The sequence below is a fragment of the Aeromonas sp. XH genome, assembly GCF_033348475.1.
GTDB classification, from domain to species: domain Bacteria; phylum Pseudomonadota; class Gammaproteobacteria; order Enterobacterales; family Aeromonadaceae; genus Aeromonas; species Aeromonas sanarellii.
Window position 1 is genome coordinate 3,818,258 of record NZ_CP137630.1, and the last position, 14,904, is coordinate 3,833,161.

General features: G+C 60.5%; 15 protein-coding genes and 1 pseudogene. 9 read left to right on the forward strand and 7 right to left on the reverse strand.

Going from position 1 to position 14,904, the window contains the following annotated elements; genetic code table 11:
- Nucleotides 1–2: 2 nt before the first annotated feature.
- Nucleotides 3–134: pseudogene (locus tag R2B70_RS17620) on the forward strand (DsbA family protein); the annotation flags it as partial.
- A 3-nt stretch (nt 135–137) separates the two neighbouring features.
- Nucleotides 138–662: a protein disulfide oxidoreductase gene (locus R2B70_RS17625; protein WP_318162094.1), complete on the forward strand. Its 525-nt coding sequence runs from the start codon at nt 138–140 to the stop codon at nt 660–662.
- Between the two features lie 74 nt (nt 663–736).
- Here the strand turns inward: R2B70_RS17625 and R2B70_RS17630 are convergent, their stop codons facing one another.
- On the reverse strand, nt 737–1,168 hold the full coding sequence (locus R2B70_RS17630; RefSeq protein WP_318162095.1) for an EF-hand domain-containing protein: 432 nt from the start codon (nt 1,166–1,168) through the stop codon (nt 737–739).
- Nucleotides 1,169–1,441: 273 nt separating this feature from the next.
- On the opposite strand from R2B70_RS17630, the gene R2B70_RS17635 reads away from it, so the two are divergent.
- The 6 genes from R2B70_RS17635 (at nt 1,442) to R2B70_RS17660 (ending at nt 4,836) form a co-directional block, all read left to right on the forward strand.
- Nucleotides 1,442–1,726 (forward strand): DnaJ domain-containing protein, encoded by a 285-nt coding sequence (locus R2B70_RS17635; RefSeq protein WP_042079392.1) that lies wholly within the window; start codon nt 1,442–1,444, stop codon nt 1,724–1,726.
- Between the two features lie 23 nt (nt 1,727–1,749).
- Nucleotides 1,750–2,280 (forward strand): cold adaptation protein AtcA, encoded by a 531-nt coding sequence (atcA, locus tag R2B70_RS17640; RefSeq protein ID WP_216991568.1) that lies wholly within the window; start codon nt 1,750–1,752, stop codon nt 2,278–2,280.
- 12 nt (nt 2,281–2,292) lie between these two features.
- On the forward strand, nt 2,293–3,060 hold the full coding sequence (atcB, locus tag R2B70_RS17645; protein ID WP_041216557.1) for a cold adaptation protein AtcB: 768 nt from the start codon (nt 2,293–2,295) through the stop codon (nt 3,058–3,060).
- An 11-nt stretch (nt 3,061–3,071) separates the two neighbouring features.
- Complete coding sequence (atcC, locus tag R2B70_RS17650; RefSeq protein WP_318162096.1) at nt 3,072–3,974, forward strand: cold adaptation protein AtcC; 903 nt, start codon at nt 3,072–3,074, stop codon at nt 3,972–3,974.
- Between the two features lie 181 nt (nt 3,975–4,155).
- Nucleotides 4,156–4,407 (forward strand): hypothetical protein, encoded by a 252-nt coding sequence (locus tag R2B70_RS17655; protein ID WP_318163374.1) that lies wholly within the window; start codon nt 4,156–4,158, stop codon nt 4,405–4,407.
- A 54-nt stretch (nt 4,408–4,461) separates the two neighbouring features.
- Nucleotides 4,462–4,836: a hypothetical protein gene (locus R2B70_RS17660; RefSeq protein ID WP_318162097.1), complete on the forward strand. Its 375-nt coding sequence runs from the start codon at nt 4,462–4,464 to the stop codon at nt 4,834–4,836.
- A 102-nt stretch (nt 4,837–4,938) separates the two neighbouring features.
- Here R2B70_RS17660 and R2B70_RS17665 read toward each other — a convergent pair whose 3' ends face one another.
- The gene (locus R2B70_RS17665; protein WP_318162098.1) at nt 4,939–5,151 is read right to left on the reverse strand and encodes a hypothetical protein; all 213 of its coding nucleotides are present in this window, start codon (nt 5,149–5,151) and stop codon (nt 4,939–4,941) included.
- Nucleotides 5,152–5,499: 348 nt separating this feature from the next.
- On the opposite strand from R2B70_RS17665, the gene R2B70_RS17670 reads away from it, so the two are divergent.
- The gene (locus R2B70_RS17670) at nt 5,500–7,281 is read left to right on the forward strand and encodes an anti-phage dCTP deaminase (protein WP_318162099.1); all 1,782 of its coding nucleotides are present in this window, start codon (nt 5,500–5,502) and stop codon (nt 7,279–7,281) included.
- A 58-nt stretch (nt 7,282–7,339) separates the two neighbouring features.
- Here the strand turns inward: R2B70_RS17670 and parC are convergent, their stop codons facing one another.
- From parC to R2B70_RS17695, 5 genes are all read right to left on the reverse strand, one after another.
- Nucleotides 7,340–9,634: a DNA topoisomerase IV subunit A gene (parC, locus tag R2B70_RS17675; RefSeq protein WP_318162100.1), complete on the reverse strand. Its 2,295-nt coding sequence runs from the start codon at nt 9,632–9,634 to the stop codon at nt 7,340–7,342.
- Nucleotides 9,635–9,717: 83 nt separating this feature from the next.
- Nucleotides 9,718–11,616: a DNA topoisomerase IV subunit B gene (gene parE, locus R2B70_RS17680; protein ID WP_318162101.1), complete on the reverse strand. Its 1,899-nt coding sequence runs from the start codon at nt 11,614–11,616 to the stop codon at nt 9,718–9,720.
- A gap of 115 nt (nt 11,617–11,731) precedes the next feature.
- Nucleotides 11,732–13,741: an FUSC family protein gene (locus R2B70_RS17685; protein WP_318162102.1), complete on the reverse strand. Its 2,010-nt coding sequence runs from the start codon at nt 13,739–13,741 to the stop codon at nt 11,732–11,734.
- A gap of 1 nt (nt 13,742) precedes the next feature.
- Complete coding sequence (locus tag R2B70_RS17690) at nt 13,743–14,609, reverse strand: HlyD family secretion protein (protein WP_209793701.1); 867 nt, start codon at nt 14,607–14,609, stop codon at nt 13,743–13,745.
- A complete protein-coding gene (locus tag R2B70_RS17695) occupies nt 14,602–14,823 on the reverse strand; it encodes a DUF1656 domain-containing protein (protein WP_084202739.1) in 222 nt (73 codons plus the stop codon). Before R2B70_RS17695 ends, R2B70_RS17690 begins: the two co-directional genes overlap by 8 nt.
- Between the last annotated feature and the right edge of the window lie 81 nt (nt 14,824–14,904).

The window sequence follows — 14,904 nt, forward strand, 5'->3', positions numbered from 1 at the left end:
GACTTCGCATCGGCACCCTGCTGGGCGTGCAGGGCACCCCGGCGACGCTTATCGGCAACCAGCTGGTGCCTGGCGCCCTCCCCTATGACGAGCTGGAACGGCTGGTGAAAGCCGAGCTGGCCAGGCGGAGCTAAATCATGGTTGAGGATGTCGCTGTAAAGGCACCGCGCTGGCGACGCTGGGGCAAGGAGGCGCTCTGGCTGCTGCTGATGGCGCTGGTCGTCTCCACCCTGCTGGATCTGTGGCGCGGCCCCAGCCTGCCGGCGGGGGCCATGGAGGCCCCCATCACCCTGCAGGATGGCACCATCACCAACCTAGCCGAACAGAGCCGCGGCAGGGCGCTGCTGGTCTACTACTGGGCCAGCTGGTGCGGCGTGTGCCGCTTCACCACCCCCACGGTGGAGCAGCTCTGGCAGGAAGGCGAGAACGTGCTGACGGTGGCCCTGCGCTCCGGCAACGCTGAACAGCTGAGCCAGGGGATGGACAAGAAGGGGCTGACCTTCCCGACCCACAACGACGAGTCGGGGGATCTGGCTGCCCGCTGGCAGGTGGGAGTCACCCCCAGCTTTCTCATCATCAGGGATGGGAAGCTGGTGAGCAGCACCACGGGCTGGAGCAGCCGCTGGGGGCTCAAGCTGCGGCTGCTGTGGGCTCGCTGGTAAGCCGTCGCCACGCAAGGAATGCAAAGAGCCCGGTATCGCTACCGGGCTCTTTTTCCATCTTGAGGCTGGCAAGCCTATTGTTGCGCGGGCGCCATCATCCCCTGCCCGAGCCTCCCCCTGGCGCTGGCCCGCTCGGCCTCGTCGAGCACACCATCGCCATTCTTGTCCATCTTGGTGAAGACGGCCTCATGACGCTCCATGAACTGTGCCTTGGTGGTGTCCTGCATCGGCCTCATGTTTCCCATGTTCCCCATCTTGCCCGGCATGGCCTTGCCGGACTGCTGCATAGCCTCGTGCATCCTGGCCATGGCGGCCTCTCTCTCGGCCACCGACAGGGTGCCATCCTTGTCGGTGTCCTGCCGGGCGAAACGCTGCTCGGCTCTTTCCATGAACTGGGCCTTGGTAATATCCCCCTTCATGAACATCATGGGCTCGTCGAGGGGATCCTCGGCGGCCAGGGCGGCGCCGCTCAACAACGCCAGGGACAGAAGATACTGTTTGAACATGGCTGTCTACTCCTTGTGATGGTCCGAGCCGGGCCCCGCTCCCCGGGACGACCCGACGCCTCCTGTAGTGTAGCCCCGAGACGGTCACCCACCGGGAGGTGGATCCCAAGGCGCACCCGCCGCGCATTCCTCTGGTTACTTTTCTTCCTATTCATGGCGATGGAGGGCGGTTTCCGTTAAAATCTCCGGTTTTTGCCGAGCCTGGTTTGCCGACGTTCCGCCACCAGGCCGACACAGGATGAATTCCACCATGCCAGTGAGGCAGGATCCGTCATGAACAACTACTTCCGGGTGCTGGGCGTCAAGTCCAACGCCAGTGAAAACGACATCAAAAAAGCCTATCGTCGGCTGTCGAACCAGTACCATCCCGACAAGCTGCACGGGGCGAGCGAAGAAGAGAAAGAGCAGGCAGCTCTCAGGCTGCACCAGGTAAAGCAGGCTTATGAAGTGCTGTCCGATCCGAAACAGCGGGCCGCCTTTATCAAGGATTTCAACAACGTCATCGTGACCGATCCCGCTGCTGCCATGCAGGAGATGTGGGACCAGTTCTACCCCTGAGCCACCAGGCAAGAAGAGCGACTATGCAAAAAAAATGGGACCAGGCACGGCTCAAGGCCCTGCAAAGCGATGCCAGCGAGAATATCGAATCCTACCGGGATCAGGACGACCCCAAGGGGCTCGAGCAGTTCACCGACCAGATGAAGGCCCTGCTGCTGGCCGACATGAGCATGCTGGAGTTCATGCCCGAATACCTGCCGCTCGCCCTCTATGGCCGGGTGCAGTTCCCCCCCAAGGCCAAGGGGCAGTGGAACAAGTGGCTCGCCAGCGGCGAGCAGCCCTCCTGGGACGAGTTCAAGGTGAGCGTCGGCTTCAACAACGCCGCCCTGCCGCTGGTCAAGGCGGTACGGGCCCAGAGCGAAGATCAGCTGATGGAAGCCTGCGCCGTGCTGTTTCTGCTCGATAACCCGCAGCCCCGCGGCAGCCACAGTGCCGATGACGACTATGAGCTGCGGGACGAGGACGAAGATGACGGGGAAGATGCCGACGCCGACTATCATGGCGGTCAGGGCGAAGAAGACGATCAGGACATGTACGACGAAGTCCGTTTCTAATTGGGGCAAGGCATGAGCAACAGTCTGATAGAAATTACCGCCATCGAGATCAAAGAGCTGGCCGTTATCGAGCCGAAGCAGGCCAGCGAGAAGTTCGAGCTGATCGCCAAAACCATGTCTGACGACCAGCTGGCAGAAGTGATTGAAAATATTGATATCGTTACCCTGACCCAGATCAACGGCCAGCACGACATCTCCTTCCCCTCCATCATCTCCGAGCTGATGACCCCGGAGCGGATCCGCGACATCGTCTGCCAGCAGCCGCTCTACTGGGAAGAGGCGATCAAGAACAACGCCGACGAGCTGCAGCAGCACACCTTCGACTTCCTCAACTACCTGATCCGCACCCAGGATAGCGAAGCCAAGCAGCGGGAGATCCTCGAATGCGTGGCCGAAGACCCGGCAGGCCTCTTCTACCTCGCCATCCCCTTTATCGAGTTCTATCGCGGCGATCGCTATGAAGAGGACGAAGGCTATCGCGACGTGCTGCACGCCGAGGAGGAGGATCTCGAAGAGTCCCTGCGCTACAGCGAGCGCCAGCAGGCCGAAGACAGCCACGACTACGCCCTGGACGACCCGCGCAGCCTCTTGATGCTTATTCGCGAGCTGGCCCCCGAGGTGGAAAAATCCATCAAGTCGCTGCTACGGAGCGAACACTCGACCTGGGACGGCATCATCAACAAGTTTGCCGCCGAGCTGGTGATGCAGGCCAAAGAGAAGAACAAGGTCGAGGAAGACGAGTACGGCGACGTCGACGACATGTTCAGCTTTCTGGATTAAGGAGCCCATTCATGCAGTTAGTCATTCGCGATGCCAACCAGGGCCCCTTTCTGACCCAGGTGCTGCGCTTTGGCCGCGACAATGAACGGCTGAGCGAGCAACAGCTGGCCGCCATCAAGGGCAAGGCGGTGCTGATGAGCCTCAAATTCGCCGACAAGTACTACAACAAGTACAAGATGCACCTGCTGGAGCAGGCCGCCCACGACGTCATCGGCGTGGTGAGCTTAGGGTTGCAGGAGCTATCCCAGCGGGATCCGGCCAAGGCGCTGGCCCTGTTGCAGGCACCGGAAGGCCCCATCAAGCCGTTCCAGAAGGGCTGGTCCATGCTCATCACCGTCAGCCCCAAGCAGGCTGGCAACAGCCTCTACGGTGACGTGGATGCGCGGCTGCTGGACAAGATCTCCAGCCCCCCCGATATCGAGGAATGGCAAGGGTGGCAGGAGTACGAGAAGGCGCTGGCCGAGCACAACAAGAGCCGCCTGATGGCGCTCATCGATCAGCACTACTTTGCCTGCGAGAGCGACCACCCCACCATGGAGGACAAGCTGGCCGAGGCCCTGCTCTACCGCATCCTCTGCGGCAAAGGCACTGGCGCAGCCCCGCTCAAGGTGAAGCAGGATCTCAAGCGCAAGCTGGCGCGGGAGATTGCGCTCGACGAGGCCTGGTACGATACCGACTATCTCGCCGCCCAGCTCGCCCTGATGCTGAACGAACTGCCCGCAGACATGGCCGCGGCCCTGCGCCAGGAGCTGAGCCCGGGCTTTGTGCCGAACCTGCTGCATACCCTCGGCTTTGTGCGCCAGTACCAGCAGCTGCAAAAAGAGGACGCCTCGCCGGAGAAGCTCGACAACATGGAGATGCGCGCCGGTCTCAAGCACCCCCTGCTCGGCTGGCCGCTCTATCACGACTTCTGATGACGGATCTCTCCCCTTCACCGAATTCCAACGCCCGGCTTGCCGGGCGTTGTGCTATCCATTCAGGCCTGACTACCCCCTAAGCGTCATTGTCCCACATTTTGTCAGGGATATAATGACTCCCCCATACAAGCCGCAGGGGAGCAAGGCCGTGAGCAGAAAGCCGGACCGCATTACCGCGATGCAGCAGATCATCGACGCCGTGAAGGCGGAATTTCCGCTCTATCAGCCGGATACCTTCAGGTGCGGGCCTGACAACAGCTGCATCGGCTGCCCCAAGAAGCTGATGGAGATGGTCGACAGCGAGCTCTGCTACTGGCAATACCAGATCCAGCGCGGCATCCCGCCCACCTTCGACGAGCTCTATAGTTTTGGCAAGATGTGCAGGAACATCCGCCGGGCGCTGGTGAAGAACGGCCGCATCCCCGCCTGAGCGCCCATCAAGGATGCGATACCCCCGGCAGGCAATAGCATCAAGGAGCAGACCATGAACCAGGAGAGGATCCAGACCCGCTACCCCCTCGGTGGCCCTTTTGCCACCCGCGCCGAGCAGGAGCAGGCCATCGCCCGGACGATAGAGGCCCACAGGCCAGACTTCTTCCCCCTGCTGGAGCGGCTGGTGGATGAGGGCAATCCCGGCGTCCACCTGAGCCAGGAGCACCCGCCCCGGGTGCTGGGCATCGAACTCGAGCGAGACGGCACCCGGGGGCTGGTCCGCCTCGGCTACGAATCCAACTTCTTCGAGGGTTGCCTTATCGTCGACAGATATTCACAGCACCAGACCGACCTGCCCTTTCGCCTCGAAGAGGATGCGCTTCTCTTCGATATCGAGCTGCCCATCGCGTGGGATTTCAATCGTTGAGGGGGTCGCCCGCCTCATCATCACAAGAAAGGAGCCTCGCCGGCTCCTTTTTCGATGCTCCCCGCAGATGGCAGGCGAGGCGGTTGCGCCCCTCCGCCCGCGTCAGGTGAGATAGTAGCGCCACAACCGGACCGGCTCGGCGTAGCCGACCCGGATGCAGAAGGGCGCCAACTCGTGATTGGCCTGATCCAGGCTGAGGGTCTGGTGGGCATCCTGCTCGCACCACTGCACGAACTCGTCGCTGTTGAAGCTGTAGTGATCCCCGTGAAAGGCCCCGTGGGCCTCGATCAGTCCGATGGCTTTGTCGATCTCCATGATTGGCCTCCTGGCACTGTGCTGCTCCCTTTAAGCTTAGCGAGCGGGGACCATGGGCGGGGTCTGAATGTCCGTGCCAGTGGCCTTGGCGATTAAAGAAAAGAAAAAGCAGTTGGGTAGCTACATAACAGCGGCAATCGGCTTGCGCGAACGTCCGATTACTCTTCGCTAATCAAACCTGCGGCCCTTATTGAGGGGACACAGCGATGAGCAATAAAACAGATAATGCTCACACCTCTAACTTCAAAGGCTTCGGACAAAGCCTTTCTACAGATATACTGATGAGTAAATTTTATGAACATACCGGTTATGTTTTAATCCTAAAATAGGACTTGCGAGGTAAACAACATGGCATTGAAGTTCACTGGTACTTTTGATGACTTGGAAAGCCGGCTAGCTTCCTTAGGTGGAGCTTGGGATAATAACCAGCCTAATAAGAAAGTATTGAGGTTAGGTCATGGCGTCATGAACTGGTTTGAGAGCACTGGCTCTATAAATTTTCAAGGCAAGGATCCCGACAAACTTAAACTAGAGACAGAAGTACCAAAACTTTTATACCCGAGTGAACCTCAACAATTAAAAGAAACCAATAGTATCTCTATGGATACATTCGCCGGCAGCGAACAAAATGAGAAAAAGTCTCAACAGGACAATCCATTATCTTTAGAGCTACAATATTTAACAACAGGAATAAATGAAAGTGAGTTAATAATTGGAATTGTCAGTTCCGTCGGGACGGAATACAAAAGAGTAACAGAGCCATTAACTGACAAGCTACAAGGATTTGGTTATACAGTTAAAGAGATCCGTGTCTCGAGTATACTACCAAAATACAATGGAAAAAATGAATACGAAAGAATAAAGCATTACATGAATGCTGGAGATGCTCTTAGAAATAAAAGTGGAAATAATGCAATTTTATCTGCCGGTGTAGCTAAAGAAATCTCTAACTCGAGAACTACTGGAACTCTCAAAACAGCATATATAGTTAATTCATTAAAGCATCCGAGTGAAGTCGAGCTTTTACGAAAGATTTATGGTGATGGGTTTTATTTAATTGGCATCCATGCTGATGAAAAAAGACGAAGACAGCACCTATGCGAAGACAAGGGATTGACTCAAGTCGAGGCCAACGAGTTAATTAAAATCGATGAAGATGAAAGCGTAGATCATGGTCAAAAAACTCGTGACACTTACCATCTTTCTGATTTTTTCCTTAATTTTGGTAGCAATAGCGATCAAGTTAAAAATGGACTACAACGTTTTCTGGAATTAATTTTCTCTCATCCATATAAAAACCCCACCTTTGACGAGTTTGCAATGTTCATGGCGTTTAACAGCTCCGTTCGCTCTGGTGACTTATCACGTCAAGTCGGTGCTGTAATTAGTAGAGAAAAGCAAATAATTGCAACTGGCGCTAATGATGTACCAAAATCTGGTGGGGGACTATATTGGGCAGAAGTAGACAAAAAAACAGGAAAGGTAGAAGATCATCCAGATGGAAAAGATTACACTCGAGAGCGAGACTCTAATAAACAAGCACAAGCAGAGATCATAGAAGAAATCGCTAATAATCTTCTAGGTAGCGGTCTATTTAAAGAAGAGCGTCAATTAGAAATAATTAAAATACTAAAAGATAGCAAAATTTCTGACCTCACTGAGTTTGGACGTGTTGTCCATGCAGAAATGGATGCTTTACTTTCTTGTGGTAGAGCAGGTATTCCTACAAGTGGCTCCACTATTTACTGTACTACGTTTCCATGTCATAACTGCGCAAAACATATTATAGCCAGTGGCGTAGAGCGGGTTGTTTATGTAGAGCCATATCCCAAAAGCCGAGCTTTAGACTTTCATTCAGAGTCGATTACATTGAAGTCTGAACTTGAAGAATCCACTCTAGACAATAAAGAAACTGTAGCCTTTGAACCATTTATTGGCATTGGTCCACGTCGATTTCTTGATCTGTTCTCTATGAGTTTAGGTGGTGGGGCCAAATTAAAACGAAAAGATAAAGGCGGGGCAATTTTAGAGTGGGATAAAACTAAAGCACCAATTAGGTCACCTTTGGTGCCAAAGTCATACAAAGAAATAGAAATTGCGGCAACAGAGTTGTGGGATAAAATAGAATAAATCCTCACACGTTTATTAGTAACAAAGAGGGAGCAATTAATTGCTCCCTCTTTGTTTATCACCCTTCCTGATTTTCCCCGGCTACCGGTTCTGCGCCGGCGACGGGTTCAATCTCGATGCGATCGACTCGCTGCAAGCCGCGGGGCAGCTTGGCGCCACGGCGGCCGCGCTCGCCACGGTAGTAGTCGAGATCGGACGGCTTGAGCGTGAGCTTGCGCTTGCCGGCGAACAGGGTGACCGACTGGCCTTGCGGGATGATGGCGGCCATCACCATAAACTCCTCCCGCGCCTTCACGCGGGCTGACGGGATGCTGATGAGCTTGTTGCCCTTGCCCTTGCCGAGTACCGGCAGGGTGCTGAGCGGGAACAGCAGCATGCGCCCCTCGTTGGAGATGGCCATGCAGAGATCGGTGTCCGGCGCGCCTATCTTCTGCGGCGCCATCACCAGGCCCCCTTCCGGCACGGTGAGCAGTGCCTTGCCGTTCTTGTTCTTGGCCGTCAGGTCGTCGTAGTTGCAGACGAAGCCGTAGCCGGCGTCGCTCGCGATCAGGTACGGCTCGCCCTCGTTACCCATCACCAGATGGCGCACCTCTTCCCCGGCCCCGAGCGCGAAGCGGCCGGTGAGCGGCTCGCCCTGGCTGCGGGCCGACGGCAGGGTGTGCGCCTCCAGGGAGTAGGTTCTCCCCAGGGTGGAGAGGAACACCGCCTGCTGGTTGCTGCGGCCATGGGCGTGGGCGAGGTAACCATCCCCCGCCTTGTAGGAGAGGCCCGCCACATCCACGTCGTGGCCCTTGGCGGCACGCACCCAGCCCTTGTCAGAGAGGATCACGGTGACCGGCTCGCTCGGGGTGAGCTCCTTCTCGGTCAGGGCCACGGCGGTGGCGCGCTCCACCAGCGGGGTGCGGCGATCGTCGCCGTACTTCTCGGCGTCCGCCAGGATCTCTTTCTTCAGCAAGGTGCTGAGACGGCGCTCGGAGCCCAGGATCAGCTCCAGCTTGTCGCGCTCTTCCGCCAGTTCGTTCTGCTCGGCTCGCAGCTTGAACTCTTCGAGTTTCGCCAAGTGGCGCAGTTTGAGCTCGAGGATCGCCTCGGCCTGGGTCTCGCTGATGTTGAAACGCTCCATCATCACCCGGCCCGGCTCCTCCTCGGTGCGGATGATCTCGATCACCTCGTCGATATTGAGGTAGGCAATGAGCAAGCCTTCGAGGATGTGCAGGCGGGCCAGCACCTTGTCGAGGCGATACTGCAGGCGGCGGCGCACCGTCTCGCGACGGAAGCTCAGCCACTCGGTGAGGATGGTCTTGAGGTCTTTGACCTGGGGTCGGTTGTCCAGACCCAGGATGTTGAGGTTGACCCTGTAGTTCTTCTCCAGGTCCGTGGTGGCGAACAGGTGGGCCATCAGCCCCTCCACATCCACCCGGTTGGAGCGCGGCACTATGACCAGACGGGTCGGGTTTTCGTGGTCCGACTCATCGCGCAGATCGGTGACCATGGGCAGCTTTTTGGCCACCATCTGGGCGGCGATCTGCTCCATGATCTTGGCGCCTGAAGCCTGATGGGGCAGCGCCGTGATGACGATGTCGCCATCCTCTTCGCTCCACACCGCCCGCTGCTTGATGGAGCCCTTGCCGGTCTCGTAGATTTTGCGGATGTCGTCCCGGGGCGTGATGATCTCGGCATTGGTCGGGTAGTCCGGCCCCTGCACATGGGCCATCAGCGCATCCAGGCCGGCATTGGGGTTGTCCAGCAGCGCCACGCAGGCGTGGGCCACTTCCCGCGCGTTGTGGGGCGGGATATCGGTCGCCATCCCCACCGCGATGCCGGTCACCCCGTTGAGCAGGATGTGGGGCAGGCGGGCGGGCAGCACGACCGGCTCTTTCATGGTGCCGTCGAAGTTCGGCGTCCACTCCACCGTGCCCTGGCCCAGCTCGGAGAGCAGCAGCTCGGAGAAGCGGGAGAGCCGCGCCTCGGTATAACGCATGGCGGCGAAGGATTTGGGATCGTCCGGCGCACCCCAGTTGCCCTGACCATCCACCAGCGGGTAGCGGTAGGAGAAGGGCTGGGCCATCAGCACCATGGCTTCGTAACAGGCGCTGTCGCCGTGGGGGTGATATTTACCCAGCACGTCACCCACTGTACGGGCGGATTTCTTGTGCTTGGACAGCGCCGACAGACCCAGCTCGCTCATGGCGTAGATGATGCGCCGCTGCACCGGTTTGAGGCCGTCGCCGATGTGCGGCAGGGCCCGATCCATGATGACGTACATGGAGTAGTTCAAGTAAGCCTGCTCGGTAAAGGTGCGCATTGGCTGGCGCTCGACCCCGTCCAGACTGAGCTCGATAGCATCACTCATGTGAAATTCTCTTCCGGTTCGGGAGCCGCCACAAGGCGACTCCGGCTAAATGCTTGCCGGCCCCGACAGGGCCGGCCAACGGCTTAGATGATGGCGAGGTTGCCCTTCTCTTCCAGCCACTCGCGGCGATCACCGGCGCGCTTCTTGGCCAGCAGCATGTCCATCAGCTGCAGGGTCTCGTCCCCCTCCTCCCCTTCCTCGCCCATGGTGAGTTGCACCAGGCGGCGGGTGTTGGGATCCATGGTGGTTTCCCGCAACTGCTTGGGGTTCATCTCACCCAGGCCCTTGAATCGGGTCACCATCACCTTGCCCTTCTTCTTCTCGGCTTCGACCCGCTCCAGCACACCGTTCTTCTCGTCTTCGTCGAGGGCGTAGTAGACCTCCTTGCCGATGTCGATCCGGTAGAGCGGCGGCATGGCCACATAGACGTGCCCCTTCTCCACCAGCGCGCGGAAGTGCTTCACAAAGAGCGCGCAGAGCAGGGTGGCGATGTGCAGACCGTCCGAGTCCGCATCCGCCAGGATGCACACCTTGCCGTAGCGCAGGCCACTGAGGTCGTTGGAGTCGGGGTCGAGCCCGATGGCGACCGAGATGTCGTGCACCTCCTGGGAGGCGAGCACCTGACCGGCCTCCACCTCCCAGGTGTTCAGGATCTTGCCGCGCAGCGGCATGATGGCCTGAAACTCCCGATCCCGCGCCTGCTTGGCACTGCCGCCCGCGGAGTCACCCTCCACCAGGAACAGCTCCCCCTGCATGGGATCGGCGCAGCCGCAGTCGGTGAGCTTGCCGGGCAGCGCCGGGCCCTGGGTTATCTTCTTGCGCACCACCGTCTTGGCGGCGCGCATCCGGCGCTGGGCGCTGGAGATGCAGAGCTCCGCCAGCTGTTCGGCGAGCTCGGTGTTGCTGTTGAGGTAGAGACTGAAGGCATCCTTCACCACGCCGGAGACGAAGGCCGAGCTCTGGCGGGACGAGAGCCGCTCCTTGGTCTGGCCGGCGAACTGGGGGTCCTGCATCTTGACCGAGAGGATGTAGGCGCAGCGATCCCAGATATCTTCCGGGGTCAGCTTGACCCCGCGCGGCAGCAGGTTGCGGAACTCGCAGAACTCGCGCATGGCGTCCAGCAGGCCCTGACGCAGGCCGTTGACGTGGGTGCCACCCAGCGCCGTAGGGATCAGGTTCACATAGGATTCGGCGAGGCACTCGCCCCCTTCCGGCAACCAGCACAGGGCCCAGTCCACCGCCGACTGCTCGGTGCTGAAGCTGCCGACGAAGGGCTGCTCCGGCAGGCAGGTGAATTGCTTGACCGCATCGATGAGGTAGTCCTTAAGGCCGTCTTCGTAGCACCACTCAAGCCGGATGCCGGTGTTCTTGTCGAGAAACTTGATGGTGAGGCCGGGGCAGAGCACCGCCTTGGCCTTGAGCAGGTGCTCGAGTTTCGAGACCGAGAAGCGCGGCGAGTCGAAATAGCTCGGCTGGGGCCAGAAGCGCACCCGGGTGCCTGTGTTGCGGCGCCCGCAGGTGCCGGTGATGGTGAGCTCCTGCACCTTCTCGCCCCGCTCGAAGGCGATGTCATAGACCTGGCCGTCCCGGCGCACCGTCACCTCGACCCTATCGGAGAGGGCGTTCACCACCGAGATGCCCACCCCGTGCAGACCGCCGGAGAACTGGTAGTTCTTGTTGGAGAACTTGCCCCCCGCGTGCAGCTTGCAGAGGATCAGCTCCACGCCGGAGACCCCTTCCTCCGGGTGAATGTCCACCGGCATGCCGCGACCGTCATCGATCACCTCAAGGGATTGATCCTCGTGCAGGATCACCTCCAGATTGCGGGCATGGCCCGCCAGCGCCTCGTCGACGCTGTTGTCGATGACCTCCTGGCCGAGGTGGTTGGGCCGGGTGGTGTCGGTATACATGCCGGGGCGGCGACGCACCGGTTCAAGGCCATTGAGGACCTCAATGGCATCCGCATTGTATTGAGTAGACATGGAGGGCCTTGCGAATTGACGTTTGGGGGGAATCTTACTCGCTGGGAGGGTATTGGACAAACCCGTCGGCGGCAAAGCTTGATCCCGACCGGATAAGCCGCCGCCCCCGCCCCGTTCAGCTCGCCTCGACCGCCACCGGCAGCGCCTGCTGCAACTGGGAGAGGGCGCTGTGCAGCCGCCACACCATGCCGGCCAGCTCCCGCGCCGCCGGCTCCCTGTGGTTGGCCAGAGCCCCGCAGATCCGCTGCAGCTCGGCCAGGGTGCGATCCAGGGAGGCGTGCTGCACCCCCTGCTCGGTGAGGATCCCCTGCAGAGATCGGATACAGGCGTCGCGCACCAGGTAGAGGGGCTGATCCTCGTCACGCCACTGGCGCAGCTGCCAGACGATGTGGCTGCAGTTGAGCAGCACCACGCCCCAGCGCAGCACCCAGAGGCGGGCGGTCTGATCCTGGCTCTGGCTGAGCTGGCTGATGCAGTGGTAGATGAGGGATTCGAACTGGCTCTCGCTCTGGCGCGGGGCCGGCGCCAGCTGATCCATGAAGTGGCGGCGCAGGGAGCGGATGAGGCGGCGGCTCTTGCGCCGATCCGAGCTCGGTCGCAGCAGCTGGAACGCCAGTCCGGCGCTCATCACCCCCAGCGCCTGTCCCAGGCTGCCGTTGATGTACTGCAGGTAGTCGTAGCTCGGCGGATTGGTGATGGCGAGAAAGGAGCCGAGCAGCACGATGAGCTGGCCCCACAGCACCGCCTGCCTGGGTTGTTGCTGCTTGAACAGCTGCATGGTGATGAGCGCGGGGAACAGCAGGGCGCAGAAGAGCCAGAAGTCGTCGAGGCGGATCATCAGGCCGAACTTGACCGCGAAGCAGATGAGGCTGAGCAGCAGGATCGCCTTGAGCATGGTGTTGGCCCCCTTGGCGGGCGCCGGGGTGGCCGAGTAGAGCACGCAGCAGATGGAGAGCAGGGTCAACGCCGAGCTGCCCGCATCCCACTGGCTGTGGATCCAGAAGGCGCAGCCCAGCAGCACGCAGAGGAAGGTGCGCCCGCCGTTGTAGGCCGCCTCCAGCGTGTCGGTGTGGCTGGTGAGCGAAGAGTGGCGCGGCGGCGCCGGCCACTCCTGATCGTCGTAACGGGCCAGCCGATCCAGCCAGCGCTGACACTCCAGATAGCTCCAGCAGAAGTGGCGCAGCCGCCGCCAGAAGGTGTGCAGCCGGTAGTCGCTGGCTGCCGTCGGCACCAAGGGGGCCAGCAGCCGGGCGATGCGGTACTTGTCACAGCCGGGCTGGCCCAGCTCGACCAGCAGGCGCTCCAGCAACGCCTGCAGCCCCTCCGGTTGCGTCGGCCAGTTGTGCAGCATGCGGCGCTGGCTGGAGATGAGGCTGATGAGCCGCAGCTGGCGGTGCAGCAGGAAGTTGAGCAGCCGGTTGTGGCGGCGCAGCCGATGGTGGCTCCAGACCGCCTGGATACGCAGCACGTTCATGGTGAGGATCTGGCCGATCAACCCCTCGTGGGCGGTGCGCACCTCCGGGCTCGCCTCCCCCAGCCAGAGCAGCTGGGCATGCTCCAGCAGGCGGGCCTGGGTCTTGTTCAGCGACTGCAGCAGGGTCTCGCCATCCGAGGTGCTGGGCAGGATCATCATCAACAGGCCGCCGCAGAGGATGCCGATGATCACCTCGCTCACCCGCGCCTGGGCGATGTCGAAGATGTGCTGCGGGTCGGTCAGGTTGACGCAGGAGAAGGCGATGATGGCGGCGGTGTAGCCCGCCAGCGCAAAGGCGTAGGAGACGTTGTTCTGATGGTGGTTGGAGATGTAAGTACAGAGCGCCAGCCAGAGTGCGATGAGGAAGCTGAACAGCCAGGGATCGCTGATGCCAAGGCCGGTGATCACCACAGCCGCCATGGCGCCGATGAGGCTGCCCACTACCCGCCCCAGACTCTTGCTGATGACGCCGCCCACGGTGGGAAAGCTCACCACGGCGGCTGAGGTCATCGCCCAGTAGGGGGAGTCCAGCTCCAGCACGAAGGCCAGCCAGAGCGACAGGCACATGGCCAGGCTGTTGCGCAGGGCGTAGCGCCACTGGCCGCCATTGGCCTTGCCCCAGGGGGTCTGGCGCCAGAGCGAGGCGGCCACCTTACTCCCCTATGGTGATGGTGCAGGTGGTGCCTGCAATCAGCGTCAGCCCGGGCGGCACCTCCAGCAGCTTGATCCGCACCGGCACCCGCTGGGCCAGCCGCACCCAGGGCACGTTGGGTTTGACGTCCAGCAGCAGGTTGTCGGCCCCCTCCACGCTCTGATCGTGGATGGCGCGCCCTATGCTCTCCACTTCGCCGTGCAGCCGCTGCTCCCCGCTGTAGAGCACCACCTCTGCCGGTTTGCCCGGCGCTATGTGCCTGAGCTTGGTCTCCTCGAAGTAGCCCTGCACGTAGAAGGAGTGGATGTCCACCAGTGCCACCAGCGGCACCCCGGCGCTGGCATAGTTGCCGACCCGGGTCTGCAGGTTGGTGATGTAGCCGTCGCTCGCGGCATGAACCCGGGTCTTGGCCAGCGACCATCTGGCCTGCTCCAGATTGGCCTGCGCCACCTGGTAGGCCGCCTTCATCGCCTGGGCGTTGAGGCGGGCCTCGTCCACCGCCTCGGCGGAGATGACGCTGCGCGACAGGCCGCTGCGCCGGCTCGCCTCGTGCTCCGCCTTGTCGAGATCCGATTTGGCCTTGGCCAGCGCCGCCTGGGCGTTGTCCAGCGCGATCCGGTAGGGCTCGGGATCCAGGGTAAAGATCTCCTCCCCCGCCTTCACCAGCTGGTTGTCTTTCACCGCTATCTTGATGATCTTGCCCGACACCTCGGGGGTGACGCTGACCAGCTCGGCCCGCACCTTGCCATCCCGGGTCCAGGGCCCCTGCATGTAGTAGTTCCACAGCCACCAGCCCGCCGCCAGCGCCAGCGCGCAGACCAGCAGGGTAGAGAAGTATTTGAGGGTCGCGAGGGGTGATTTAGCCATGTAGCAATATCCATAGGGCGCCGCTGACGGCGAGGATAAACAGGGAGAGATCCATCAGCAGGGGGTGCCAGACATCCCCGCCGTAGAGCCAGTCACGCAGCAGGTGGTGCACGGGCAGCCAGCCCAGCAGGCCGAGCAGCACGGCCTTGAACAGGGGAGGAAAGTAGAGAGAGGCGCCAAGGACAAGGTCGGGCAAAGCGGAAGAGATAGGCAATGACGGGCTCCCTGTGGGCGGAGGAAGGGGTGCGCCAAGGTTAACACAGCCGGCGGCGGCGACAGAAGCGGGTGACTCCTT

What these genes read in the sequence shown, in the direction of transcription:
- R2B70_RS17625 (WP_318162094.1), top strand. Translation starts at nt 138, where the DNA reads ATGGTTGAGGATGTCGCTGTAAAGGCACCGCGCTGGCGACGCTGGGGC.
- R2B70_RS17630 (WP_318162095.1), bottom strand. Translation starts at nt 1,168, where the DNA reads ATGTTCAAACAGTATCTTCTGTCCCTGGCGTTGTTGAGCGGCGCCGCC.
- R2B70_RS17635 (WP_042079392.1), top strand. Translation starts at nt 1,442, where the DNA reads ATGAACAACTACTTCCGGGTGCTGGGCGTCAAGTCCAACGCCAGTGAA.
- atcA (WP_216991568.1), top strand. Translation starts at nt 1,750, where the DNA reads ATGCAAAAAAAATGGGACCAGGCACGGCTCAAGGCCCTGCAAAGCGAT.
- atcB (WP_041216557.1), top strand. Translation starts at nt 2,293, where the DNA reads ATGAGCAACAGTCTGATAGAAATTACCGCCATCGAGATCAAAGAGCTG.
- atcC (WP_318162096.1), top strand. Translation starts at nt 3,072, where the DNA reads ATGCAGTTAGTCATTCGCGATGCCAACCAGGGCCCCTTTCTGACCCAG.
- R2B70_RS17655 (WP_318163374.1), top strand. Translation starts at nt 4,156, where the DNA reads ATGCAGCAGATCATCGACGCCGTGAAGGCGGAATTTCCGCTCTATCAG.
- R2B70_RS17660 (WP_318162097.1), top strand. Translation starts at nt 4,462, where the DNA reads ATGAACCAGGAGAGGATCCAGACCCGCTACCCCCTCGGTGGCCCTTTT.
- R2B70_RS17665 (WP_318162098.1), bottom strand. Translation starts at nt 5,151, where the DNA reads ATGGAGATCGACAAAGCCATCGGACTGATCGAGGCCCACGGGGCCTTT.
- R2B70_RS17670 (WP_318162099.1), top strand. Translation starts at nt 5,500, where the DNA reads ATGGCATTGAAGTTCACTGGTACTTTTGATGACTTGGAAAGCCGGCTA.
- parC (WP_318162100.1), bottom strand. Translation starts at nt 9,634, where the DNA reads ATGAGTGATGCTATCGAGCTCAGTCTGGACGGGGTCGAGCGCCAGCCA.
- parE (WP_318162101.1), bottom strand. Translation starts at nt 11,616, where the DNA reads ATGTCTACTCAATACAATGCGGATGCCATTGAGGTCCTCAATGGCCTT.
- R2B70_RS17690 (WP_209793701.1), bottom strand. Translation starts at nt 14,609, where the DNA reads ATGGCTAAATCACCCCTCGCGACCCTCAAATACTTCTCTACCCTGCTG.